This window comes from Streptomyces sp. SJL17-4 (genome assembly GCF_036826855.1).
GTDB lineage: Bacteria > Actinomycetota > Actinomycetes > Streptomycetales > Streptomycetaceae > Streptomyces.
In genome coordinates this window covers 22,741-47,206 of the sequence record NZ_CP104578.1, presented here as the reverse complement: position 1 = coordinate 47,206, position 24,466 = coordinate 22,741, and the positions used below count along the sequence as shown (strand labels likewise).

21 protein-coding genes and 3 pseudogenes are annotated in these 24,466 nt (G+C 69.6%); 12 read left to right on the top strand and 12 right to left on the bottom strand.

The features are described from left to right. Positions 1-1,029: 1,029 nt before the first annotated feature. The 6 genes and pseudogenes from N5875_RS00225 to N5875_RS00200 all read right to left on the bottom strand — a co-directional run. Positions 1,030-1,146 (bottom strand): annotated as a pseudogene (locus N5875_RS00225) (MerR family transcriptional regulator); the annotation flags it as partial. Between the two features lie 380 nt (positions 1,147-1,526). Next, entirely contained in the window at positions 1,527-1,964 is a 438-nt protein-coding gene (locus tag N5875_RS00220; RefSeq protein ID WP_318212451.1) for a cupin domain-containing protein, read from the bottom strand. A gap of 304 nt (positions 1,965-2,268) precedes the next feature. Continuing rightward, on the bottom strand, positions 2,269-2,493 hold the full coding sequence (locus tag N5875_RS00215) for a hypothetical protein (RefSeq protein ID WP_318212515.1): 225 nt from the start codon (positions 2,491-2,493) through the stop codon (positions 2,269-2,271). Positions 2,494-2,503: 10 nt separating this feature from the next. Beyond that, positions 2,504-2,728 (bottom strand): annotated as a pseudogene (locus N5875_RS00210) (IS5/IS1182 family transposase); the annotation flags it as partial. A 557-nt stretch (positions 2,729-3,285) separates the two neighbouring features. Next, on the bottom strand, positions 3,286-3,717 hold the full coding sequence (locus tag N5875_RS00205) for a hypothetical protein (RefSeq protein ID WP_318212450.1): 432 nt from the start codon (positions 3,715-3,717) through the stop codon (positions 3,286-3,288). A gap of 875 nt (positions 3,718-4,592) precedes the next feature. Continuing rightward, positions 4,593-5,234 (bottom strand): type III effector protein, encoded by a 642-nt coding sequence (locus tag N5875_RS00200; RefSeq protein ID WP_338490967.1) that lies wholly within the window; start codon positions 5,232-5,234, stop codon positions 4,593-4,595. Between the two features lie 132 nt (positions 5,235-5,366). Here N5875_RS00200 and N5875_RS00195 point away from each other — a divergent pair, with 132 nt between their 5' ends. The 4 genes from N5875_RS00195 to N5875_RS00180 all read left to right on the top strand — a co-directional run bounded on the left by N5875_RS00195 (position 5,367) and on the right by N5875_RS00180 (position 7,379). Further along, positions 5,367-5,801 (top strand): Hsp20/alpha crystallin family protein, encoded by a 435-nt coding sequence (locus tag N5875_RS00195; protein ID WP_338490965.1) that lies wholly within the window; start codon positions 5,367-5,369, stop codon positions 5,799-5,801. Between the two features lie 89 nt (positions 5,802-5,890). Further along, a complete protein-coding gene (locus N5875_RS00190) occupies positions 5,891-6,289 on the top strand; it encodes a DUF2267 domain-containing protein (RefSeq protein WP_318212445.1) in 399 nt (132 codons plus the stop codon). Positions 6,290-6,436: 147 nt separating this feature from the next. Further along, on the top strand, positions 6,437-6,835 hold the full coding sequence (locus tag N5875_RS00185) for a DUF2267 domain-containing protein (RefSeq protein WP_318212510.1): 399 nt from the start codon (positions 6,437-6,439) through the stop codon (positions 6,833-6,835). 184 nt (positions 6,836-7,019) lie between these two features. Continuing rightward, positions 7,020-7,379 (top strand): hypothetical protein, encoded by a 360-nt coding sequence (locus N5875_RS00180; RefSeq protein WP_318212444.1) that lies wholly within the window; start codon positions 7,020-7,022, stop codon positions 7,377-7,379. Positions 7,380-7,715: 336 nt separating this feature from the next. Here N5875_RS00180 and N5875_RS00175 read toward each other — a convergent pair whose 3' ends face one another. The 4 genes from N5875_RS00175 to N5875_RS00160 form a co-directional block, all read right to left on the bottom strand. After that, positions 7,716-8,024, bottom strand: coding sequence for an SCO5918 family protein (locus N5875_RS00175; RefSeq protein WP_318212443.1), 309 nt, complete (start codon positions 8,022-8,024; stop codon positions 7,716-7,718). A gap of 51 nt (positions 8,025-8,075) precedes the next feature. Then, entirely contained in the window at positions 8,076-8,480 is a 405-nt protein-coding gene (locus N5875_RS00170) for a CBS domain-containing protein (protein WP_318212442.1), read from the bottom strand. A 46-nt stretch (positions 8,481-8,526) separates the two neighbouring features. Then, on the bottom strand, positions 8,527-10,047 hold the full coding sequence (locus N5875_RS00165; RefSeq protein ID WP_338490960.1) for a DEAD/DEAH box helicase: 1,521 nt from the start codon (positions 10,045-10,047) through the stop codon (positions 8,527-8,529). A 312-nt stretch (positions 10,048-10,359) separates the two neighbouring features. Continuing rightward, on the bottom strand, positions 10,360-10,563 hold the full coding sequence (locus N5875_RS00160) for a cold-shock protein (RefSeq protein ID WP_200430022.1): 204 nt from the start codon (positions 10,561-10,563) through the stop codon (positions 10,360-10,362). A gap of 1,340 nt (positions 10,564-11,903) precedes the next feature. On the opposite strand from N5875_RS00160, the gene N5875_RS00155 reads away from it, so the two are divergent. The 3 genes from N5875_RS00155 (at position 11,904) to N5875_RS00145 (ending at position 16,292) form a co-directional block, all read left to right on the top strand. After that, positions 11,904-12,533: a DUF6338 family protein gene (locus N5875_RS00155; RefSeq protein ID WP_338490955.1), complete on the top strand. Its 630-nt coding sequence runs from the start codon at positions 11,904-11,906 to the stop codon at positions 12,531-12,533. Continuing rightward, on the top strand, positions 12,534-12,680 hold the full coding sequence (locus tag N5875_RS00150; protein WP_318212439.1) for a hypothetical protein: 147 nt from the start codon (positions 12,534-12,536) through the stop codon (positions 12,678-12,680). 90 nt (positions 12,681-12,770) lie between these two features. Further along, positions 12,771-16,292, top strand: a complete 3,522-nt coding sequence (locus N5875_RS00145) for a CHAT domain-containing protein (RefSeq protein WP_338490953.1) — start codon at positions 12,771-12,773, stop codon at positions 16,290-16,292. Positions 16,293-17,190: 898 nt separating this feature from the next. On the opposite strand, the gene N5875_RS00140 is transcribed toward N5875_RS00145, so the two are convergent. Continuing rightward, entirely contained in the window at positions 17,191-17,916 is a 726-nt protein-coding gene (locus N5875_RS00140; protein ID WP_318212437.1) for a dienelactone hydrolase family protein, read from the bottom strand. A gap of 1,273 nt (positions 17,917-19,189) precedes the next feature. On the opposite strand from N5875_RS00140, the gene N5875_RS00135 reads away from it, so the two are divergent. Both N5875_RS00135 and N5875_RS00130 read left to right on the top strand, forming a co-directional pair. Then, positions 19,190-19,528 (top strand): MerR family transcriptional regulator, encoded by a 339-nt coding sequence (locus N5875_RS00135; RefSeq protein WP_318212435.1) that lies wholly within the window; start codon positions 19,190-19,192, stop codon positions 19,526-19,528. A 246-nt stretch (positions 19,529-19,774) separates the two neighbouring features. Continuing rightward, entirely contained in the window at positions 19,775-19,978 is a 204-nt protein-coding gene (locus N5875_RS00130) for a cold-shock protein (protein WP_030224583.1), read from the top strand. A gap of 361 nt (positions 19,979-20,339) precedes the next feature. Here N5875_RS00130 and N5875_RS00125 read toward each other — a convergent pair whose 3' ends face one another. Continuing rightward, a complete protein-coding gene (locus tag N5875_RS00125; RefSeq protein WP_338490941.1) occupies positions 20,340-20,744 on the bottom strand; it encodes a type II toxin-antitoxin system PemK/MazF family toxin in 405 nt (134 codons plus the stop codon). A 167-nt stretch (positions 20,745-20,911) separates the two neighbouring features. Between N5875_RS00125 and N5875_RS00120 the strand changes: the two are divergent. The 3 genes and pseudogenes from N5875_RS00120 to N5875_RS00110 all read left to right on the top strand — a co-directional run. After that, a pseudogene (locus tag N5875_RS00120) lies at positions 20,912-21,989 on the top strand (IS701 family transposase); the annotation flags it as partial. A gap of 725 nt (positions 21,990-22,714) precedes the next feature. Continuing rightward, complete coding sequence (locus tag N5875_RS00115) at positions 22,715-23,020, top strand: hypothetical protein (RefSeq protein ID WP_318212509.1); 306 nt, start codon at positions 22,715-22,717, stop codon at positions 23,018-23,020. Between the two features lie 561 nt (positions 23,021-23,581). After that, positions 23,582-24,466: a DUF3533 domain-containing protein gene (locus N5875_RS00110; protein ID WP_338490939.1), complete on the top strand. Its 885-nt coding sequence runs from the start codon at positions 23,582-23,584 to the stop codon at positions 24,464-24,466.

Below are 24,466 nucleotides of genomic sequence, written 5' to 3'. Positions count from 1 at the left end.
TGGCGGCATAGTGGGCGATGTCGGCGGTGACCTCTCGGTGGCGGTCTGTGCGGAGGTGAGCCTCGAACCGCATCTCAACTGCCTGCAGATGCTGCTCGACAAGGTGCGCGACCTCCGGCGCACCGTGAAGGGAAGGAAACTCGGCCACCGGCCGGCCACGCCACAGGGACAGTGCCGCGGCGCTCTCCTTCTCGACGGTCTCCCAGTCACGCGCGCGCAGGATGTCCTGAGCACATACGAGGTGCGTGCTGAAGACCTCCGCATCAAGTTCGCCGGGGCAGAGCCGAAGGGAGTAGGAACCCCGGTTCCTCTGCAGCCTGCGGCTCTCTGGGCCGAGCAAAGATCGCAATCGTGCGAAAAGGTTGTGCAGCGAGGCGAGCGCAGTTCGGGGCGGATGGTCGCCCCACACAGCGGCCATGAGGCGATCGACCGACTGCGGCATGCCGGGCTGCAGCAGCATAGTGGCCAGCAATACGCCGGCCTTGGGCCCTGGTATCAGCCGCTCCCTAGAGACTCGCTGTTCCAGGCCGGCATGATGCGCACCGCCCCGCCCCCCATCGTCTGGGCGGTGGTACGGGTTGGAACAGCACGAGAGAACGAAGCGCGCTTGCTTGGGTGTTGGGGCTGCTGCAGGGTGCCGTATCCCATCTCCGCGCGCTCGCGGCCACTACGGCCGCGAGCCCACATGTGCTGCTGGTCTCGAAGCCCATCACCAGCGGTGCCGCCGGTAACTGCCGTAACTCATGGAGACGTTGTAGTTCCTGACCGGTGGTGTCCGCCACGGGGCAATGCGTGATCGCCGGCGCGGTGCACCACTCACGTCAGGCGGCTGCATCGTCAGATAGACAGAGGACCACCGCCTGAGCGACAGCGAGCGTCAGTCCCAGGTCACGCTTGGCCGCCCGTACTGCACGCCAGAACAGGCGACCAGACAGGGTCACCGGCTCATCAGCCCGCCGCCGACGCTACACGCATGTGTACGACAACAACACCTGGTACTACTCCGCTGACAGTGTCGGATAGCCAACTCCGCCGAGTGCCCTCCGCGGAGCACACTCGGTAGCTGGAGTCCGTGCGGCCCGAAGGGCGCACCAGGCCAAGCGACTCGTAGTGCCGTCGCCGGGCCAGGCTCCCTTCTGGGCGCACTCACCCATGTCGCGGACCTGACCGGGGAACAGGTCGCGTCCCTCGTGACCGAGCTCATGCGGGCCGACGTGGCCACGGCGAGCAGCCGGTGACCACGCAACTCGTCCTCGGCATCTACCGCTGCCGCGAGATTCCCGCGAGCGGCGGCGTGGGCCGCCGCTCGCGGGACCTCCTGGACCCCTGGGGCAGAGCGACGAGCAAGGTCAGTAAGAGGCTCGGCACCCATGACGGACACCGTGGCAGGTTCGCGACACGACCGGCAACCGAGGTCCCGAACATGCCCCACAGTTCGATACCAGCCACTTTCGCCTACGGGTCGTCCTCTGGTGCGGATGCCTTGACGGGCCGCAGCTCGCCCGACTCTCCGTTTGCGCCGCTGTTCAGGCGCAGGAACAGCAGTAGCAGTAACACATCAGCGCGCCGTAACGGCCGACCTCGAAGGAGTACTCCGTGCCCGCCGGGATGTACATCCAGTCCCCGGCCGTGAGCTCATGGCCGTTGTAGACGATCGATCCGCCCGCGATGAACCGGATGCCGGCACCGCCGTTGTGCGCGTGCGGGGACGCCTTTGCACCCGGTTCGGCGACCGTGATGTAGAGCTGGGACTCACAGGCCATGTACACCGGAAGTTGCCACTTGCGGAACCCCGGCGGGACATTGTCGACTTCGAGAAGCTTGATCGCTTCATCGACCCCCGCGTCCCTTGACGTGATGATGCGGCCTTCGACGTCGAGTCCGCTCTCGCGGACAGCCTTCTTGATCCGCTCCACTCCCTGCTCGAACGTGAGCCTGTTGGGATCGAAGGTCTGCTGTGCCATGGACTTCTCCTTGTGTGCGACGGTCACGGACCATCTCGTGCGTCCGGTCGAAGGAGTGAGTTCCCCGTCTACTCAAGGCCCCACGGCAGCCAGGGAGGTTTCACTGCGACAGCCGCATCGGGGTAACCGTGTGGCGCAGGCGAGTTCCTGGACATACGACGAGGTCCTCGGTACCGGTTCCCGGTCCGCAGGGCCCCATTCCGATCCTCCCCCGTGGCCGGATCAGAACTGGCGTGGCGGGTCTGGTGGCAGGCCTCGCACATGTCGTCGCCCATGCCCTTGAGAGCGAGTCTCCAACGTGCTGTCAGTAGGCGCACATGCCTCCGTGGCTGCCCCAGCAGCCCGAGCGAATGGAGGAGAACGTGTCTGGCTCGCCCGCGGTGGGGACGCGGGCAACCGACGAGTCGGCGACGCCCTTGTTGCCCCACCGGCCCCGCTCGGCTCCAACGCGCTGCTCGGCGACCTGCAGCGCGGCCAGCGGGGCCTCAGCCCCAATGATCTTCTCGATGCTCGGCGTCACGCCGCGCATGCCCAGGATCATCCGCACCGAGACACCGGGGTTTTGCGGCGGAGCGTCCCCGCCGGTCGCGAATCGATGGGACGGCGTCCAGCAGGGGCAGGAGCTGGGGTGACGGCGTGCCGGTTTCCGCCGGTCAGCGTCACAGCGGGCGGGGTTACGTGGCGGTCGACGATCAGGTGGCGCTTGGAGCGGGGACGGGCCGGTCGACGGGCGAGGGGCCGCCGTGATCCCCCTGATCCAGTGAGTAAGCAGACGGCCCGGGCCCATGCAACGACCCGGGACGATTGCTCGCACAGGACAGCGAATGCCTGGATCCCCCCCCGGGCCGTCAAGGCCGCCTCAAAGAGCGGCATCGCTGTCCGTTGCGGGGCTCGCGGTGATGACGCGGGTGCCGGGCTGATGCCGCTGTGTCCCCGGGCCCTTGAGGCCTCTGTCAAGAGCGGCGCAGCCCGGCGCCTCCGTGACCACCGCGAAACCAGCGACGGCTTGCCAGACGTCGATCGGTACGGCGCGCGCTCCAGGGTCGACCGCTTGTTCATCCGCGAGCCCACGAGCTCTGCCGAAAGATCGAGCCCCTGGAGTGCGCTGGTGTCCCGAACGGCTACTGAGATGGCGGACCAACGAGTCCTGGATCAGGGCGCCGCGTGACCCGCATGCGGTCACGGATCCCACTCAGGTCTTCGAGTGCGATGCCGCGGCCTCGGGAACCTCGCACACCGCGATCAGGGAGAACACGCCGTCGTGTCTGCCCTTGGGGGCGAGCTTTCAGGGCGTCCAGCTCGCCTCACTCACCTGCGGCGGTCACGGGCAGCCCGGACCGTTCGGGTTGACGTTGCAGCTCACCTGCCAATTGCTCCAGGAGCCGTTGGTGTAGCGCTCCCGGAACCAGTAGTTGTCGTCGCTGCCGATGGCAGCGATGGTGAAGTTGTAGGGGCTGTCCCGCAGATAGTCGATGTCGATCCCGCTCTTCACCCACCCGCCCATGGATACCCAGCCGTTCCAGGAGCCGTCGGTGTAGGTCCAGTTCGTCCACACCGCATGATCGGCGCCGACGACGAACTCTTCCTTCGTCCCGTCAGGGAACGTCGTGGTCGAGATGCCGTACTCGCAGAAGAACTTCTGGCTCTTGTTCGTGCAGTAGGTCGCCGCCTGCGCCGGCGTCGCCGCGACACCAACCCCGGCGAAGGCGGCCAGGGCCGCAACTGCCGCGAGGGCACTCTTGAGTCTGCGCATATCCATGTTCCTTTGCATAGTGGCGTGATCGTGCCGGGGACGAGGGTGAGCCAACGCCCCGGCGTCCCCGGTGTGTCAATATCCTCGGCCTCTCCTCTAACGCCACGTTGGCGCTTCGCTTACGTCCATGCGGGACGAGTTCTCGGAGCGGTGGTGGTGGGCATGCCCGGGAGGTGGAGGTCGCGCGCCAGATGGGCCGCGAGCAGCACGTCCGCCCCGGACCCGTTCACCTACCGGCGTCTGGACGCGGTCGTGGCCGGCATGGTCGACAGCGCACGCAAGCTGCCCCAGCGCCGCCAGGCCGGGGCAGGGCGCGGCTTGTCGTGCTGGTGGGGGAGTGGGGGGTACGAATGGTCGAGGCGATGGGCGACACCAACCCGCCGGTGACGCCCGTGATCGCCAGAGGCGACCGGATGGTCGTCCCTCAGGCTTCGGAAGCGACGCACGGCTGGTTCACCGCCTACTTCAACGCGGGCGGCAGCCCGATGGAGGGACTGCTGGGCGACCTGTCACTCTCCCAGGCCCCCGGCGAGGGAGTTCCCGCCCGTGCTGGACGCCTCCGGGATGTGAGGATGTTGCCCTGGAGCCGCTGCCGGCCCTTGCCCTCGCGGAACGGATCCAACGCGTGGCCCGAACCGGCGCGGCTAGCACGGGGTGGTCGAGTACCGCCGCCGGATGCGCGCGGCCGTCCTTCATCCAGCAGTTCCGTCCCCTCAGCGCTTGCCTGCGTCACAGCACTGGGCAACAGCGTCGGCGTGGCGTTCCTCCCCGCAGCGCAATCTGACCAAGCGATCTCGAGTCGTGCACTGTCCCGGCAGGGCAACCGGGTCCATGACTCGGTTGAGGCACGTTCCGGGGGCCGGCCCTACGCCGGGTCAGGGGTGTGGTGGGTGGGAGCGGCGTCGGTCGCTTTCGTCGCGGAGGTCTTCGGTGTGGCGGGTCAGGTTGCCGACGCGCGTGGCCAGGTCGGGATGGCGGGTGAGGTGGGTGTGGGTGCGTGCGAGTGGTTCGAGGAGCAGGGTGGGGTCGCTGTCCGCGAGGGCCGCGGCGAGGTCGGCCCGCGCGTTCGGGGGCAGGGTGTCGAGGGCGGTGATCTGTCCGGCGAGTTGGCGCAGGTCGGCGGCATGTGATCGGGCCCAGGCCGTGACGGTGCGCTCGGCGGCTCGGCGGTCGCGGATCGTCTGGACGCGTTGTTCTCCGGTGGTGCCGGGGTTGCCGGGGCGTACGCGGAGGTAGCGGCGTTCGGCGGCCTGGCGGCTGGTGACGCCGAGGGGGTGGGCGAGGTCGGCCCAGCTGGCGCCGGCGTCCCGGGCCGCCTCGATGAATCCGGGTTCCCACGCGGCGAGCTGTTCGCGCAGCTCACGGAGGAGGAGGAGGGCGGCGAGCGCTTCCTCCGAGGAGCCGTGGGGTGTCGGGTCGGTGGCGGTCGCGGACCGGGCTGCCCGTACCGCATCGTCGATCGCGGCCAGGGCGACGAGCGCCGCAGGAAAAGTGACCGGCTGGTCGGCTCCTGTCACAGGATCACGTCCTCTTCATCATGTCATCCATCCGTTGACAGTCGGCTTGTCGTCGTTTCGATGACATGCTACAACGGAGGCAGATGAAGCGCATTGGCAGTCACTGCCTGATCCCACTGGAGGTGTTTCGCGATGTTGATGCGCACCGACCCGTTCCGCGAGCTCGACCGTCTTGCCCAGCAGATGCTGGGGACGACCGGCACCTGGTCACGGCCTTCCGCGGTTCCCATGGACGCCTACCGTGAGGGTGACGTCTACGTCATCGCCCTCGACCTGCCCGGTGTCGCGCTGGACGCGATCGACATCGACGTCGAGCGGAACATGCTGACGGTCAAGGCCGAGCGCCGCCCCGTCGCGAAGGCCGACGACGTGCAGATGGAGCTGTCCGAGCGGCCCCTCGGCGTCTTCTTCCGGCAGCTGATGCTGGCCGACACCCTCGACACCGAGAAGATCACGGCCGACTACGAGGCGGGCGTGCTCACGCTGCGCATCCCGATCGCCGAGCGCGCCAAGCCCCGCAAGATCACCATCGGCCGGGGCGACGACCGCAAGCAGATCAGCGGCTGAACCGCGGTAAAGACCGGGAGCGGAGGGCGGAAGCCTCTCCACCGCCTCCGTCCTCCGCTCCCCGCATCCACGTGTGCAAGGGGGTCGTGATGAGACTGCGATGGCAGACGTTCCTCGACGAGGTCCAGGAGCGCGGCGACTACAACTCGCCGCAGGAGGCCGAACGCGCCGCCCGCACCGTGCTGGCGCTGCTCGGCGCCCATCTGGTCGGTGACGTGCGGGCCGCACTCGCCGCCCGCCTGCCGGAGACCTTCGCCCTGGTGCTCCTCAACCCGCTCCAGGCCACCGAGCCTCTCTCACCGGAACGCTTCGTACGTGCGACGGCTGCCTGGATCGAGGGAGCCACCGAGCGGACCGCGGCCTGGGACGTCAGCGCCGTCCTCAGCGTCGCCGCCGACGCGGCCGGCGAGGAACTGACCGCCCGGATACTCCTGCAGCTCCCACCCGGCTACGACCTCCTCTTCGGCCGGCCGCACCACCCCCGGTGAGCCGGCACCCCTGAAACGTGTTCGCCCCGCCCGGTCCACGGACCGGGCCCGAAGAGAACGGCGATCTCCACCGGCATGACTCTTCAGACCGAGACCACGACAGCCCCCGCCCACGGGAGCATCACCAGCGCGGCGCCCTACTCCCAGATGCTCGAGCGCGTGCGCTACGAGGGCGCCTACCCGACCCTCGAACGCGCCGACGAAGCCGTCCACCACGTCCTTACCGCGCTGGGACGACAGCTCGTCGGCGACGAACGCGTCGACCTCGCCGCCCGCCTCCCCGTCGAGGCCGCCCTCGTCCTCACCGCCCAGGTCCCCGCCGTCACACCCCTCACCGGGTGGGAGTTCGTCAAGGACCTCGCCCAGCGCACCGGCAGCACACCCGCCACCACCCGCTGGAACGTCGGCGCCGTCCTCGCCGCCGTATCCCAGCTCGCCGGACCCGAACTCCTCGACCGCATCATCAACCAGCTCCCCTCCGGCTACGCCCTCCTCTTCGGCAGAGCCGAACTCCACCAGCCCCGGCGCAGGACCACCCCCTTCTGACCCCCCATGCGCCTCGGACCGCGACAGCAGCGACGCAGATTCCGGCTGGCCCATGATCAACACACTCGCCAGAGCGACTTCGCTCACGCGGTGTACTTCTGGTGGCCAGGCGGTGACGGCCCTTCTCGCCCGGTGGCACGACCAGTTGAGGGGACGGGACGACCCGTGAATAGGATCGGCTCTCATGTCGAAGCTTGACGAGCTGCTCGTTGACGTTGCCACGCTGGTGGAGTCCGGGCAGAGCAATCAGATGTCCCTGACGGTGGTCACCGGTGGCGCGGTCATCACCGGCCGGCTGGCGCCCGAAGCGGTGTGGAGGCAGCGGGTCTCGGAGGTCCTGGCGGACTCTGACCGCCTGGGAGAGTTCTCCGCCGTCTTCACCGCACCGACCCGGAGGGACGGGCCGCCCGCGTATCTACACTTCCACATGGCGCGGATCCTTCAGGGCACGGTCGGGATCCCGGAGACGGGCGGGATGTACCGCGTCTCGATCGCGGACGTCAGCGCCTGGACCATGGGCGACTTCAGCTACACCGATCACTGACCCCCCGCCGCGTCCGAACCGTATGCCAGGATCTGGCGAGCGCTGTTCCTGGAGCGCCGGCTCAATCTGTCCGACGCCCACGCCGAGGAATGGGCTGGTCGGGGGCGCCACCGTGCCCTGCCGTCCTGACCCGCTGTGGCAGCGTCTGGCTTCTTCCGAACATCTCGGGCAGGACGCAGACCGCACCTTGCGCCAGCTCCACCTGGCAAGAGAGCCCGGCGTTCGACCCCCGAACCATGCCTGAAACCCCATGCCACGGGGGAGGGGCCTGACCGGCGCACGCGCCGGTCAGGCCCCTCCCCCGTCAAGCCGGTGCCGGCGCCCGCTGATCCCCGGTCAGACGGCCGGGGAGCCGAGCACCGCGGAAGCATGCTGAAGGGGGTCGAGGCCGCGGGCGGGCGCGGTGTTCTGGGGGAGGCTGCGGCAGGTGAAGCCGAGCTTGGCCATGGCGCGGAGGACTTCACCGGCGCTGAAGTCGCGGCGGTCCTGACGGGTGATGACCTGGCCGACCTGCTTGGCGGGGTAGGTGCGGCGGCCGATGATCACGGACTCGCCGCCAGCCGGCTCGGGCTTGACACCCTGCATGGACTGCAGGACGCCGCTCTTGGTGAGGTCGAAGGGGAAGCGGGCGATGACACAGCGCATGATGCCTCACAGGAAGAAGAAGGAGGGAAGGTTCTGCCGTGGTGAGGCAGTTCAGAGGGCCAGGGCGAGGACGCCCAGGGCGCTGCCTTGTTCGTCGATGACGGGCAGCACGTCGAGCCGGCGGTGGCGCATCGCGTGTTCGGCTTCGGCCGTCGTGGTCAGGGGCGAGGTGAACAGCCCGCGGTCGCCGGGTACGGCGCGCAACCGGATCTGGTCGTTGTAGGCGGCGCTGTCGCGGACGGCGGTGAGCTGGGCCCGGGTGACCAACCCGGTGCACAGGCCGTCCTCGTCGCAGACGAGGAGATGCCCGGTGCGCGCACTGGTCATCACGGCCAGGGCCACTTCGACCGTCATGTCATCGCAGACCTGTGGTCCGGCCACCTCCATGACGTCGTTGACCGTCTGGGGCCCAGACCTGGTGTTCACCGAGCTGGGCTGCATCCGGACCAGCGTCACAATATGCCTCCTGCGTAGATGGGCGAGTTTTCGGCGCACGTGGTTCTCAGGCCGCCGCCGCGGCGAAGGCGGGCCGGCGGGCGCCGGCGCGCCGGGCGGCCGAGGCGGTGCCGCGGCGGCCGCGGGAGGAGGATGTGCTGCGCTTGGGGCGCTCGGGCGCCGGTGCCGTGATGGTGACCGGGATGCCGGAGGGGACTTGGGCGCCGGTGATCCGGGTCAGCGCCTCCTCGCCGGAGCGGACCTGGGTGGTCTCGGGCACGATGCCGGCGTCCTGCATGAGACGGTTCATGCCACGGCGCTGCTGGGGCGTGACGAGGGTGACGACGCTGCCGGACTCGCCGGCCCGCGCGGTCCGGCCGCCGCGGTGGAGATAGTCCTTGTGATCGGTCGGCGGGTCCACGTTGACCACGAGGTCGAGGTTGTCGACGTGGATCCCGCGCGCCGCCACGTTCGTGGCGACCAGAACCGTGACGTGCCCGGTTTTGAACTGCGCCAGGGTGCGGGTGCGCTGCGGCTGCGTCTTCCCCCCGTGCAGAGCCGCCGCCCGTACCCCGGAGTTGAGGAGGTCCTGGGTGAGGCGGTCCACGGCGTGCTTGGTGTCCAGGAACATGATCACCCGGCCGTCGCGCGCGGCGATCTCCGTCGTCAGCCGCTGCTTGTCGGCGCCGTGCACGTGCAGGACGTGGTGCTCCATCGTGGTGACCGCGCCCTGGGAGGGGTCCACCGAGTGGACGACGGGGTCGGTGAGGTAGCGGCGGACCAGGAGGTCGACGTTGCGGTCCAGGGTCGCGGAGAACAGCATGCGCTGGCCCTCGGGGCGTACCTGGTTCAGGAGCGCGGTGACCTGCGGCATGAATCCCATGTCGGCCATCTGGTCGGCCTCGTCCAGGACGGTGATCGCGACCTGGCTCAGTCGGCAGTCGCCGCGGTCGATCAGGTCCTTGAGGCGGCCGGGGGTCGCCACGACGACCTCGACGCCGCTCCGCAGCGCGTTCGCCTGACGGCCGATCGGCATGCCGCCGACGACGGTGGCCAGGCGCAGCTTGACGGCGCGGGCGTACGGCGTGAGCGCGTCGGTGACCTGCTGCGCGAGTTCCCGGGTGGGGACCAGGACCAGAGCGAGCGGCTGGCGGGGCTCGGCGAGCTGTCCGGCGGTGCGAGCGAGGAGTGCCAGGCCGAAGGCGAGGGTCTTGCCCGAGCCGGTCCGGCCGCGGCCCAGGACGTCACGGCCCGCCAGCGAGTTCGGCAGCGTCGCGCCCTGGATCGGGAACGGGACGGACACGCCCTGCGCGGTGAGCGCGGCCAGCAGGGTCCTCGGCATGTCGAGATCGGCGAACGCCTCGACGGCGGGCAGCGCCGGAGTGATCGTTTTCGGCAGGGCGAACTCCCCCTGCACCGGGGTGGGCCGCCGGCCCTGACCTCCCGAGCGGCGGGGAGCACCCGAACGGCTCGGGGCGGACGACGCACCGAAGCGGCTGCCCCGGGTCGAACCGGCGGCTGAGCCGAAAGCGGGAGCGCTGGTGCGGCGGGTTCGGGAAGAGCGGCTGTTCGTACGTGTGGGGTTCATAGAGAACCTTCCTTGATACGGCACGTATCGAGGAGTTCCGCAGCGTAAGAGCGGCATGCGGAATCACAGGTACGGACCGAATGGAATTCGAGAAGCGAAAGCGAACGTGGCGCACGGAAAATTCGTGGCGACGCAGGCGGAAAGTAAATGTGCGCGGAAGTGAATCCGGGGCATCGAGGGGTGCGGCTCCGAAGTGGGGGCTGCGTACCTTGAGGTGGTGTTCCGGCAGGAGAAATCACTGCGCGGAAATAGATGCAGCTGGGGCCCGCACCCCGAGGGATGCGGGCCCCAGCTGCAAGATGCGCGTCAGCGTCAGACGGTGACGATGTTCTCGGCCGTCGGGCCCTTCTGGCCCTGCGCGATGTCGAAGGTGACCTTCTGGCCCTCCTGCAGTTCGCGGAAACCCTGGGCGGCGATGTTCGAGAAGTGGGCGAACACGTCAGCGCCGCCACCGTCCTGCTCGATGAAGCCGAAACCCTTTTCCGCGTTGAACCACTTCACGGTGCCGGCAGCCATGTCGTATCTCCTTGGGGCAGTACACCGGCATCCGTACCGTACGGACGCCGTGTCGCCGCGATGATGCCCTGCCCGGAAAATACCGGAAATATAAAGCACTTCCGAGCGGCATGCGGCCGACGGGAGTACTCGAAGTTTTTGGGTACCAAAACTGCAACTGAGATAGACACTAGCACGTCCCCGTAGTCTTTGTGCGTCGAATATTTCCCCTGGGTGTCGCTGGCAAAAACCCTCTACGCGATGGTCGTCAAAATCTCAGGTCGCGAACACAGGTATTCATGCACCGAATGCGGCGTTTCGGGAGAGAGACGGTCGGCAGGTCGGACGGTGACCGGCTGGTGTACGGAGCCGTCGAGGTACTGACGAGTCTCGGGCGGGGAGTGGCCGTCGGCGAGGGTAGAGCGCGGAGCACGAGCATGCGCAGGACCTCGCGGGTGGTGGCGTCCTCGCCTGCGAGGGCGTTGTGCTTGAAGGAGTCGGCCTTCTGCGTCGTATCACCTTTGAGGCCGGTGACCTTCAGGGCCCGTTGGTCCTCGCCCGCTATATCAGCTTCCATCTTGTGGAGACCCGGTGCCGCACTGCCGACTCGACTGGCTGGGCAGCGAGGTGAGCGCCCCAGTTGGCGAAGTCCGCCTACGGGGGTGCTCAGTCACGCCCCTGGGCTCCGGCCCCACGGCCGTATCCCAGCCCTGTTGTATCGCGGCGCTGCTTCCCGCTCCGCGGCCGTATCCCAGCCCTGTTGCACCGGGCGCTGCTTCCCGTGCCACCGCTGTGTTCCGTCGCAGCCCTGACCGCCGGGCGCTGCTGTCTTGGCCTGCTCAGCCATACGCCCCGGCCGTAGCTCCGCCGCCGGTGCCGCCGCGGTCTTCGGCGCACCCTTCCGTGCCTGCTGCCTGCTGCCGGCTGCCGTCGGGTTCGCCCCCCGTGCGGATCTGCCTTCATCCGTTGTCGGTCCATCCGCGAGGGGGCCGGCGTCCCGTCCATGGCCGGGCATCGTTGCCGTAATTCCGGGCCTGGGCGGAACTCACTCTTGCCGCGCTGCGCTGGGCGCGCGCCAGTGACCCGGAGTTCCCGGCCTTGACCGGCCAGTACGGTGTCCAGCCCCCGGATGTGCCTTGCCGGCTTCGGGCGGAAGGTCCTGGTCGTGGCCTGCTCGCTTGCTGGTCTGCTCGGCGGTCTTCAGCGCGGTGCCGAGGAGAGGTGATCACCACTCACCCCGCAATGGCACCAACTGCTGCTATTCGTCCTTTCGTTCGTGCTCGCGGACGCAGGCCGGTAGTAGCCTGATGGGACGAGTCGGTGAGACATGGGGGTGGGGTGTGCAGGCGCCTGGGACGGTCGTGCAGCTCGTTCTGCTCGTCCTTCTGGTGCTGCCCGGGGTCACCTATCAGTTCGTCCGGGAACGCCGCCGTGGGCCGGTGCCCGGTGAGCGTGATCTGGGTGAGCGGGTGCTGCGGGCGATCGTCGCGTCGATCGCACTGGATGCTCTGTACGCCGTGGTGGCGGGGCCGGCGCTGGTTCGCCTGGCTCAAGGCACCGGCGGCGGCTGGGACGGCTTCGTGGAGCGGCCGCGAGTGGTCGGTTTCGTCGCCGTGGTGCTGTTCCTCGTCGTGCCGGCCGTGGCGGCGGCCACTGTTTCCCTGGTGGACCGGCAGCGGCGCAAGGCCCATTTCCTGCCCACGCCCAGCGCCTGGGACCACGCGTTCCGCGACCGCGAACCGTGCTTCGTGCGCGTGCGGCTCAAGGACGGCAACTGGGCGGGCGGCTGGTACGGCGACCGGTCGTATGCCTCCTCCTACCCCCACCCGGCCGAGCTGTACCTGCAATCGGCACGCGTGATGGGTGCCGACGGGTCGTTCGGCGCGCGCGTCCACGGGACGGCGGGCCTGCGGCTGCGGGCAGAAGACTTCGACGTGCTGGAGTTCGTCGAACCCGGAGAACCGGCGGCCGTGCCGGGGGAGGAGCGATAAATGGCGCACGAACCCGAGCTCTCGCCCGAGGAGGCGGCGCTGCTTCAGGAGGCCACGGAACGCGGCTACACCCCGAAACGCACGGTCACCGAACCGGACGAGGCGCCCAGCGGCCCGGCCGGCACCTCGAACGGCAGCGAGGACTGACGCGTGGCTGTTGTCGGGCCCTTGAACGGCAGCGAGGACTGACGCGTGGACGTGGATGGCGGGCCCTCGAGTGGCAGTGAGGACTTACGCGTGGGTGGCGGGCCCGCGAACGGCCTGGCCGAGCGGTTCTGGGAGGCGTTCCACGTGGCCCGGCACAGCGCGGACCCCGCGTCGGTCGAGAAGGCGATCGACCTCGGCCAGGCGCTGCTGGCCGCCGAGGACGGGGCCGAGCGCCGCACGGTCCTGTCGAATCTCGGAGGCCTGCTGCATACCCGCTACCACCAGACCGGTGACTTCGCGTTCCTGCAGGAAGCCGTCCGGGCTGTCACGCAGGCCTACCTCCTGGCGTACGGAAGCCCGGAGGATTCGGCGAGCTACGCCAACAACATCGGCATGCTGCTGCACACCGCGTTCCAACAGAACCAGGACCGCGCAACCCTCGCCGACGCGCTGGAGTGGAGCCGGGCGGCCGTCGAGGAGGAACCGTCTACGAAGAAGGCGTTCTACCTGGGTAACCTCGTTGTCGCGCTGCGGACAGAGTTCACCGTGACACAAGACCTCGCCGCCCTGGCGGAAGCCGCCGAGCACGCGCGGGCCGCCGTCGCATGCTCCCCCGACGACGTGTCCACCGCCAGGAGTCTGCACTTCCTCGCCGTCGTCCTGCGCGACTGGTTCCATGAGACGGGGGAGGGCGGTGTCGTGGAGGAAGCCATCGACGCCGCCCGGCGAGCGGTTCAGCTCACGCCGGCCGGGTCGTCCGACGTGCTCGACCGGCTGAAGAACCTCGCCTACCTTCTCCACGACCGCTACCGGGCTCACGGAGCGCGCGATGATCTGGCCGAACTGCTTCGGGTCCGCCAGACGCTGGTGGCCCACACCCCGGTCACCCATCCATGGCACTCGCAGAACCTCTTGGAGCTGACGGCCACCGAACGGGACTGGGCTGCGCTCACCGGCGAGCCCCCGGCATCGGACTGTGACTGGGAACGCGCCGATTCCGAAGCCGATGTGTGCGGCCGGTACGCCGCTGAGTTCAAGCAGACCCGGGACGTGGCCCGGCTCGACCGGGCGATCGAGCTCGGGCGTTCGGCGGCGGCGGCGACCCCCGTCGGCCATCCCCGTCGGGGCGTGCGGCTGGACCACTTCGCCACGGCGCTGGCCACCCGGGGTGAAGAGTTCGGGGACCACGCCGCGCTCGCGGAGGCCGTCGGCATCGGGCGGGAGGCGGTCGCGTGCACGCCGGCGGGCCATCCGCGGCGGGTCCAGTTCATGGGCAACCTCGCTGTCAACCTGAACGCGTTGTTCCACGCGACGGGAGACCTGGCCCACGTCATGGACGCGATCGACGTCGCCCGCCGCGCCGCCGAGGCCACGGCCGGGCAGGGCGACCACCCGCGTTCGCTCGGGATCCTCGCCGTCGTGCTGCACAACCGGTACCGGGTGACCGGCGAGCTGCAGGTGCTGTCGGAGGCGGTGGACCGTGCGCGGGAGTCCGTCCGTCTCGGCGCGAACCTGGTCGCCCAGCAGGCCCAGCGGCTTTCCAACCTCGGCACCATGCTGTCCGACTGGTTCACCAGGACGGGCGAGGCGAGCGTCCTCGACGAGGCGATCGCCGCCCACCGAGCGGCCGCGGATGTGACGGCGGACGACGACCCGGGCCGGGCCGTGCGGCTCGCCAATCTCGGCGGTGTGCTGGGGACGGCGTACGAGAAGTTCGGCGACCGGAACGCGCTGCGGGACGCGATCGCCGCGCGTCGCGCGTCCGTGGCCGCGACTGCGCAGGACAGCCCGCACTGGCCCGGGTACACCGCAAGCCTGGCCGCCGCGCTCGGCGACTGGTGCACGGACCCCGCCGCAGCCGCAGCCGTCGCGCGACAAGAGCCGCCGGATCCGCACCTCCTTGCCGAGGCGGTCGACCTGGCCCGCAGCGCGGTGCGGAGGCCCGAGCCGGACGCCTATGCGCGGGCGGGTTTGCTGACCCGCGTCGCCAACGTCCTGGCGCTCGGCTTCCGGCACCTCGGCGATGACGACGCGCTGACCGAGGCGCTCGGCTACTACCGGCAAGCCGCGGCGTCTGCCGGATCACCGACGCAGAGCCGGGCGGAAGCGGCGGACCGGTGGGGCGATCTGGCCGCCGAGACCGGGCAGTTCGACGTGGCCGCCGAGGGGTACGCCGCCGCGGTCCGGCTGCTGCCCCGGCTCGCCGGGCGCCGCCTGGGCCGCGAGGACGCCCAGTACTGGCTCGGCCGGTTCGCCGGGCTCGCCGCCGACGCGGCCGCGTGCGCGCTGGCCGCCGGCGACGAGGTGAGCGCGGTGACCCTCCTCGAATCCGGACGCTGCGTCCTGGCCGCCCAGGCACTCGACAGCCGCGGCGATCTCTCCGACCTGCACGAGCGGGCACCCGAGCTGGCCGAACGCTTCCAGACGCTCACCGCGGAGTTCGAAACCGACACCACGAGCGACCGCGTGGCCCTCGCGGACGACCTCGACACGCTGACCGACCGGATCCGCGCACTGCCCGGGATGGAACGGTTCCTGCGGCCCCCGCTGCTCACCGACCTCACCGCGCAGGCGCACGAGGGACCGATCGTGTACGTCAACGTCAGCCGGCACCGGTGCGACGCACTGATCATCACCCCGGACGGGGTCCGCTCACGCGCGCTGGACCGGCTGAGCGAAGAGACCGTGAGTCACCGCGTACGCGCTCTGCACACCGCGTTCACGCAAGCGCGGCCGGCCGCCGAGCAGACGATCCACGACACCCTCGAGTGGCTGTGGGACACCGTCGTGGACCCTGTGCTCGGCGAACTGGGACTGACAGCACAACCAGCGGCGGACGGTCCGTGGCCCAGGATCTGGTGGGCCCCGGTCGGGCCGCTCAGCCTGCTCCCCCTGCACGCGGCCGGCCACCACCGCGACGGCGGACCCGCGCTCCTCGACCGCGCCGTCTCCTCGACGACACCGACGATCCGCGCTCTGGGCCACGCCCGCGCGGCCCGCCGCGACGACCGGAACGAGCCGCGGCTGCTGGTGGTCGCGATGCCGCACACTCCCGACGCCCCGGACCTGCCCGGCGCACAGATCGAAGCCGACCACCTGGCCGCTCTCATACCCGGCGCCACGGTCCTGATCGGCGCGGACGCGACGCGCGACACCGTTCTCGACGCCCTGCCGGCCAGCGGCTGGGCGCACTTCGCCTGCCATGGATACAGCGACCCGGACAACCCGTCGGACAGCCACCTCGCCCTGCACGACCACGACCGCACGCCGTTTCGGGTGCTGGACCTCTCCCGGCTGCGCCTGCGGAACGCAACGTTCGCGTTCCTGTCGGCCTGCGACACGGCCCGCACCACCGCCCGCCTGTCCGACGAGGCGATCCACCCGTTGGCGGCATTCCAGATAGCCGGGTTCTCCCAGGTCGTCGGCACGCTCTGGCGCGTCGACGACGTCGTGGCACCAGCCTTCAGCCAGCGGATCTACAGCGAGCTGACCGCGGACCGATCCGGTGCGTTGTGCGCGTCGGCGGCAGTCCATCACACAGTCAGACAGCTCAGGACGAAGTACCCCAACCTGCCGTCGGTGTGGGCCGCACACGTCCACGCGGGCGCCTGACGACGCGCACTGCGCCGTATCGGAGGCTGCCCCCCCCAGCCGACCCAGCCGACCCGGCCGGCCGCGCCGGCAGCCGCCATCGAGTCGTTGACCGGAGTACGCAAGGACACACCGGACGAGTACGCATCCCTTGCGCCACACCCGTACGGCTTCCGCCGGACGTCCGCCACCGAAGCTGTCACCGGCGGCCTGCCCGTCCACATCGCCGCGCGAACCCTCGGCCCCAAGACGCCGGCGACCACCCAGACATACCGTCTTCCAGAACGACCTGGTGCGGACCTACCGCAGCCTTGGGGACCGGCGCAGGGCTGACCGGCCCCAGGAGGAGTACCGCGAGCCCTCCGACCAGGAGTGGCAGGACTTCCAGCAGCACGTCGACCTACGCAAGGTCTCCCTTGGCGCCGGTGGACGGCCTCACGCCACTCCCCGCAAGCACGAGCACGCCTGCATCCGCTGCCCTGTCCTCCCCATCGCCCCGCCAACGGGGCCGCCTCATCGAGATCACCCAGGACCATCGCGAACACACCCGCGAAGTCCGCGGCAACGGCCGGCTCGGCGAAGCCGAAGGCTCCAGGTCAGTCTCGACACCGCCACCGCCAAGCTCAACAGCCTCAGCCGGGCCCCGGCCCCCGGCCCCCGGCCGACCCCCACTGGTCAACCCCGACTGGTCGACCTCGGCATGCCCGTCTTCACCGGCCCACCCGCCACTCCCACACCCCCAGGAGAGTCCCCGCACGCACCCGAAACGCCTGATCTCGTTCGGCTGCCCGCACCTGCCCGCGGGCCCGGGAGGCAGGCCGGTCCCGCCGGCCGCTGACCGCGTCGAGGGTGAGACCACAAGAGCCGGTGGCGGTCGACGGGCCTGGTCAGCGCCCCGGAATCGCGGTTGTCGACCAGATCACTCCGTTACGGGCAGGCACTCGGCGAGCAGGTCGACGACGTCGCGCCAGGCTCGCTGCGCGTGCCGTGGGTGGTAGCCGACGCCGGGGACCGTGGGGTGGTCGACCGGCGGGTGGTGGAAGGCGTGCAAGGCGCCGCCGTAGACCACGAGCCGCCAGTCGACGCCCGCGGCCTGCATCTCGGCGGTGAACGCGTCCCGTTGCGCGGGCGGCATGATCGGGTCTTCCGACCCGACCCCGGCCCACACCGGGCAGCGAATGCGCGCCGCCTCACCCGGCCGGCCCGTGGTCAGCGCGTTGACTGTCCCGATCGCGCGCAGGTTGACGCCGTCGCGCCCGAGTTCCAGCCCGACGGCGCCCCCGGTGCCGTAGCCGACGGCAGCGATCCGGTCGGGGTCGGTCCGCGGCTCGGCGCGCAACACGTCGAGCGCCGCATGACCGATGGCCCGCATCCGGTCGGGATCAGCGAGCAGCGGCATGCAACGGGCCAGCATCTCCTCGGGATCACCTAAATAGCGCCCGCCGTGAAGGTCGAAGGCAAGCGCCACGTACCCCAGCTCGGCGAGCGCATCGGCCCGGCGGCGCTCGACGTCGCTGAGCCCTGTACCCTCCGGCCCGAGCAGCACCGCGGGCCGGCGATCGACACCGGCCGGAAGCGCGAGATGCCCGATCATCGTCAGACCGTCGGCCGGATACTCGACCGTGTGCGTCGTAATCGTCGTCATGCGACGGGACTGTAGTGATCGTCGAGCCCGGTCGGGCGGCTGTTCCGCCGCTGGCAGAACAGCGCGGGTGTCCCTCTGCGATACGGCGATGGCTCACGATCCGCCACGAACCCCGTTCCTGCGGCAGCGGACTCGGACCACCCGCCCTGGCCGCGGTGCTGGAGGCGGACCTGCCGATACTTCCGCCGGATGCACACCCCGCGCCGGACGAGCAGCCATCGGATATGCCTTCGGGCCTCGGCTGCGATCGGCGGTAGGACGCGGTCGAGGAAGTCCCGGGCGCTCTCGCGGGCGTCGGCGACGGAGGCCGTGGAGCGGGCAGCTGCGACGCTGACGCTCATCGTGTCCATCAGCTTCCCCTGGTCTCTGGCTCGCCTAATGCCCGGTCCGTCCCGGCCGTCCGGTGCGTGTGCCCGGCCTGTGGCGGGCAGCCCGGCGCCGGCCGTCTTCGCGCCGGCCCACGTCTCTGTTCGAGGTCGATTACCTCACCGTCGAACATGCGGAAATCTATGTCGGCCGGAGTAGACATTGGGTGGTGTCGTGGTTATGGTTTCTCTCGTAGCCCAGAGAGACCGCAGGGCCTGGCAGAGACGAACTGCCGGTCAGCAGTACCCGCAGTACAGGTAGTTGCAGTGTGCAGGACGGTGCGGTGGTGGAGTTCCGAAGCCAGGGTTGTTGCAGGACGGCGACGGGACTGACGACCGGACCGGGTGGCCCGCAGTGATCAGGGGCTGCCGTGAGCAGTACCGCAGTGGCAGTACCCGTAGTAAATGCAGTTGGCAGTACCCAGCAGTGAAGTCGGTTGGCAGTACCCCTGGTGAAGGCGTCGGCTGCGGGCGCGCGCACCGGGAAGTTCGGCAGTGGGGTTCTAAGCCGGAGCAGACGCAGGACGGGCGACGGGGCTGGCTGCCGAAGTGGCGCTGTGGGAGGCCACCAGCAGTAACGCAACACCAGCGGTACAAGCAGTTCGCAGTAACAGCAGTACGCAGTTCCCGATTGGTAGTGATTGATCCAGAGGGAAGAACGGAGGAGCCAAGCACCATCAGGATCGCCCGGGCGGAAGTCGTGAGCCCGGGTACCGCAGGACATCGATAGTGAGGTGGTCTCCGGTCAAGCAACCGCGATCCCCGCAGCCCCGACAGCGTTCAGGTCGGGCACGCGGACACAGAAGGCCGGCGCGGCATCAGGGCCGGCAGATGGTGTAGTAGTTCCTTCGGGGCCCGGGTGCCAGTACGGCACCCGGGCCCCTCCACGCGTTCCACAGAGAGGTGCAATGACCGCAGACGACACCTACGGCCGTCTCGACGACGACGACTACCCCGCCTACACCATGGGCAGAGCCGCCGAAATGCTCGGCACCACCCAAGGCTTCCTCCGCGCCATCGGCGAAGCCCGCCTCATCACCCCGCTCCGCTCCGCCGGCGGACATCGCCGGTACTCCCGGTACCAGCTGCGCATCGCCGCCCGCGCCCGGGAACTCGTCGACCAGGGCACCCCCATCGAGGCCGCCTGCCGCATCGTCATCCTCGAAGACCAGCTCGAGGAAGCCCAGCGCATCAACGCCGAGTACCGCCGTGCCGCAGAATCAGCGAACCCAACGGCCGCGGCTTGAGCCGGGGCGTGCCCGTCGGCCCTCGGCGGGCCTGCGCGCACTCGGTCCGAGGCATGACGTGTACTCATTTCCTGTGGTGAGCATGTGCGGGCGTGTACCGTCTGCGTCAGCTGTCGTGGTTCGGAAGTTCCCTTTGCCCACGCCTTGAGCGTGGGCGTTTTGCTGTGCTGTGCCGCAGGAACCAGGGCGATCACCTCCGCCTTCCGCACGGTGCGGGAGGCGTTCATCGACTGGAAGGCATGAGACATGGCTACCGGAACTGTGAAGTGGTTCAACGCGGAGAAGGGCTTCGGCTTCATCGCCCAGGACGGCGGCGGCCCGGACGTCTTCGCCCACTACTCGGCGATCAACTCCTCGGGCTTCCGTGAGCTCCAGGAAGGCCAGACCGTGACGTTCGACGTCACGCAGGGGCAGAAGGGCCCCCAGGCCGAGAACATCAACCCCGCCTGACCTTCCCCCGCATCGCATCGAGTTACCGGGGGCACTGGCAAGGGGCGCTGATGCTTTCGCGCTCCCTGGCCGGTGCCCCCGGGATGTCCCAGGATCGGGTGCACCATCGAGCGCCGGCCCTACGGAGTTCCCCCACCCCGCCCAGACCTCGGCCGGATTTACGGCCAGTCCCGCGCCGGTTTGCCCGTAAGGAGGCCGGCACCGACCAGGCCAGGACCGAGGTAGGGGCCGGCCAGTGCCCTGATCCTCCAGCCGTAGATCGTGATCTCGATGATGAGGGGCGTCGAGGCGGCAGGTGTCCGGCGTGGATCATCTCGCCCGAGATCGCCCATGCCGTCGCGGGCGTCGGCTCCTTCTCCGTCTACCAGAGTTCGCCGCGACGGAGGGCGTCCCTTATCTCGCTGAGCTTCGCGGTCGTTGCCAAGGTCCGCTCCTGTGCTTGTTCAGCGAGTCGGAGGGCATCGTCGATCTCGCTGAGCTTCCTGGAGGACAGGGTGGCCGCCCGCTCTATCAGGTCGTCCCGGGACACGGTGGTCAGCCACGTGCACGGGGTGAAGCCTGGACGCGGGAACGCGAGCCGCAGCACGCCTTCGAGCGGCAGCCCTTCACCGGCGCCGACCGTCACTTCGATGCCCAGGCCGCTGATGTCGAGGCCCGCCGGAGCGACGACCTGCATCACCTGGAACCCGGACGCGTCGTCTCCTGACAGCAGTACGACCAACCTCCGCTCGTCGAACTGGACCCACCAGACTTCGCCACGTTGCACAAGCCCTCCGATACACAGGACGGCAGGCAGACGCTGCGCGACCTGACGCGGTGTGGAGACGGGTGGCGGCCACCGTTGATCATCGGTGTGTGAAGACAAACGATCATGCGGTGGCCGCAGGTCACAGCGTAGACCCTGCTTGCTGGCCGGAGGCGTTCGAGGGCCTGATGAGCCGGATAGCGGGACGCTTCACACGGGTCGAATCCCGACGCCGGGCCCGGAAGTTGGTACTCGGCTTGTTGTCGGACCTGCCGTGCAAGAACTGCTGGACCATCGCCGAGTGGGCCGGGGACAGGCCCCCGGAAGGGCATGCAGCACCTGCTCGGGAGGGCGAAGTGGGGTGCCGAACAGGTCCGCGTCGAGGTGGGTGACGACGTGGTGGAGAGCATCTGCACGACGACGAGGCGGTGCTGGTGGTCGACGAGACCGGCGACGTGAAGAACGGAACCGACACTGTTGGAGTCCAGCTGGCAGTACACCGGCACCGCGGGCAGGATCGAGAACGCCCAGGTCGCCGTCTACCTGGTCTACGCCGGCCGCCGCGGGCACACCACAGTGGACCGGGAACTCTATGTTCCGCGTTCCTGGACCTCCGATCCCGACCGCTGCCGGGCCGCCGGCCTCGGTGACAATACGGAGTTCGCGACCAAGCCGGAGCTGCCCGCTCGCAGGGTCACCCGATTCCTCGACGCCGGCCATCGGGCCGCCTGGGTCGCGGGAGAGCAGGGCTACGGCGGCAACCCGAGGCTGCGCACCGCGCTGGAGGAACGCAGCACCGGTTACGTCCTCGCGGTGGCCTGCTCGCACGAAGTCACCACAGGCGCCGGGAGGTTTCGCGCCGACATGTTGGCCAGGAGGGTGCCCAAGAGGGCCTGGCAGAAGCTGTCCGCAGGGGCCGGAGCCAAGGGCCACCGCTTCTACGACTGGGCCGTCATCGACCTCGCCGGTCCCCGGCCCGGGAGCCGGCAGCTGCTGATCCGCCGCAACCGCAGCACCGGCGAACGTGCCTACTACCGCTGCTGCCCGCCTGCCGCAGTGCCGCTGACCACCCTGGTGCGCGTCGCTGGATCAAGGTGGCGGGTCGAGGAGTCTTTCCAGTCCGGCAAGGGCCTGGCGGCCCTGGACGAGCACCAGGTCCGCCGCTACCTGTCCTGGTCCCGCTGGGTCACCCTGGTCATGCTCGCGCATGCCTTCCTCGCTGTCCTCCGCGCGAACGAATACGAGGGTCATCCCTCGTCCGACGAGCACTCGTCAACCGGACCGTCTTTGACCCTGTGTCGAGTCCACGCTCGACGTGATCGCCGACTGCATCGAGGCATATCCCTTGGTGGGGGCGGCCGCGAAGCGCCCGGCCGCCGGCAGAGGGTGACCCGGTGCCGCGGCTGTTCCTTGGCAGGTCAGCATGTTGAGAGCACCGCGAGGGAACCGTGGTGCAACACCCGGGCCGTTCATGTCGTACGAGAACACCCTGACGGAGTGGGTACTGGCGTCGCAGCCGCTGCTCCACCCGTAGCTGATGCTTTGTCGCCACTGGAGGGAGCTGACGCTGGGCAGGACCTGGGACGGGTCGAACCGGGGGCGGTGAAGGTGACGCACCCACTCTCCCGTGCCCAGGCACGTGTCCTTCTCGACGCCCTTCGAGTTCTGGATGCCTCCGCTGCTGTTGACGGTCGCGCTGGCTTCGGCGTAAGGGGCGCGGACGTTGTCGGCGACAGCGACGGCTGCTCCGGCCGTCGCGACCTCCACCGCCGCCGTCCCGGACGTCGAGCAGCGTGTCCTTGACTTCCGCAGGGCCGAGTGTGCCTTCTCCCGGCGTGCCGAATCCTTTCGCTCACGGACGGTCAAGCCGGGCGTAGTTTTGGTCCGGTTTGGGAGCGGCAGAGTGGGCATGGAAGTCGTCCGACCTCACGGAGAGAAACACTTTGAAGAACAACAGGAAGGCGGGCGTCGCTGTGCGTGCCGCCCTCGCCGTGTCCGCAGCCTTTGCCCTCGCTCTGTCCGTCGCGGCGCCCGCCGCGGGGGCCGCCCCCGCCGCGGACCCTCACGGGCTCTCGTGCGAGAAGGGCAAGCACAACATCGATGACTACACCGGCTGGGCGCTGTGCACCAACGTCGGGAGCGAGCCCATCACCTTCTGGGTCCACCTGATCTGTGGCTGGTCGCCCGACGCGGACGGTGAACACATCCGCCTCGAGCCGGGCGACTCCGGCCAGTCGACCGCGCACTGCTCAAGCCTTGGCTCGGGGATCGGTGAGATCCAGGTCCGCTCCTCCTGACAGCAGGCGCCGCAGAGAGGCGTACCCCCGGCCTGTTGCCCGGGGGGTACGCCTTTCCGCCGTGCCCGCAGCGCGCGGCACAGGCCTGGCGGGCGCCTCCAGATCCGGGTGCGAGTAGTTGCGTACAGGAATCCCGATGAGAACGATCATGGTCCGGTCGGCGCGAGCGTGCTGACGCGGTTCTCGTACTCGCGGCGGGCCTTGCGCTGGGCAGGGGCGTCTTGGAGACCGTTGACGGCGGGCGGTGCACGGCAGGGACAACACTGAAGCGGAGGGTGTAGCCCTGGCTGCGCCGTACGGTCACCCCCTGGTCGAGCGCGGTTCGACGGCAGGAAGGTATCGGCGCGCGACTGCCCGAACCCTGTGGTCCTGGGGCTGCTCCTGCCGTAGGGCACCGCCGGCGTAGACGCTGTCGGTGTCCACGTCGAAGGCGCGCAGCGCCTCGGCAGCGTGTCGACCGGCGCAGGGCAAGCTGTACGGCGCTCTGGTGGTGGTTCCGGAGGACTTCACGGCCTCGGTCGCCGGCTTGACCGCTCCGGGCGCCGGAGTTCGGTTCGGCCGGTGCTGACGGTTCTGACGAATCAGTCGGCGGGCAGTCTGGGGTCCTCCATGGCCAGTCGGACGTCGCAGAAGGCGGCGTACGCGGCTTCCTCGGCGTCGGGGCAGCAGCTGACGCGCGCTGGTGCCGGGCAGCCTTCCGCCAGTGCGGCGGAGCGACTGCTGCTGGCCGATCCGGTCAGCGTCCAGGTGGAGGACGGCCACCCGCTCGGCAGCAACAGTGGCATGGGGCTGACGGCCTTCTACTACGCCTTGATCCTCGTCGTCTCGGGAATGCTCGGGGCCGACGTGCTGCACAGCCAGGTGGACGCCGCGCTCGGGTACGGGCACAGCGACGTCGGGCCGTGGCGCCGCCAGCGGCGTCTCGTGGCGGCCTCGCGGGCCCGCACCTTCGCCGTGGCCGCCACGCTGATGCTCGGGCTTTCTCTGGTGATGGGCAGTCTGATCATGGGCGCCGCCGTGGGGCTCCTGGGTATGGACGCGGCGCATCTGCCTCAGCTGTGGCTGCTGTCGGTGTCCGCGGTCGCCGCAGTGGGTGTCGGCGCCCTGGCCCTGCTCGCCGCCTACGGTTCGCCGGGGATGCTGCTCGTCACGATGGTGTTCATCGCGATGGCGGTCCCGTCGGCCGGCGCCACCACCCCCGTTGAAGCGCTCCCCGGTTTCTACCGCGGGCTGGCGCAGTTCGAGCCGCTGCGGCAGATCACCGGCGGTGTCCGGTCGATCCTCTACTTCGACGCGCGAGGGGCGGCCGGGCTGACCCGGGCCTGGGTCATGACCGGCGCGGCACTCGCCGCCGGGCTGGGCTTCGGGTTCGGTGTGACCTGGTTGTACGACCGCCGTGGCTTGCATCGCCACCGTGTCCCGCGACGCGGCTGCTTTCCGGATTGA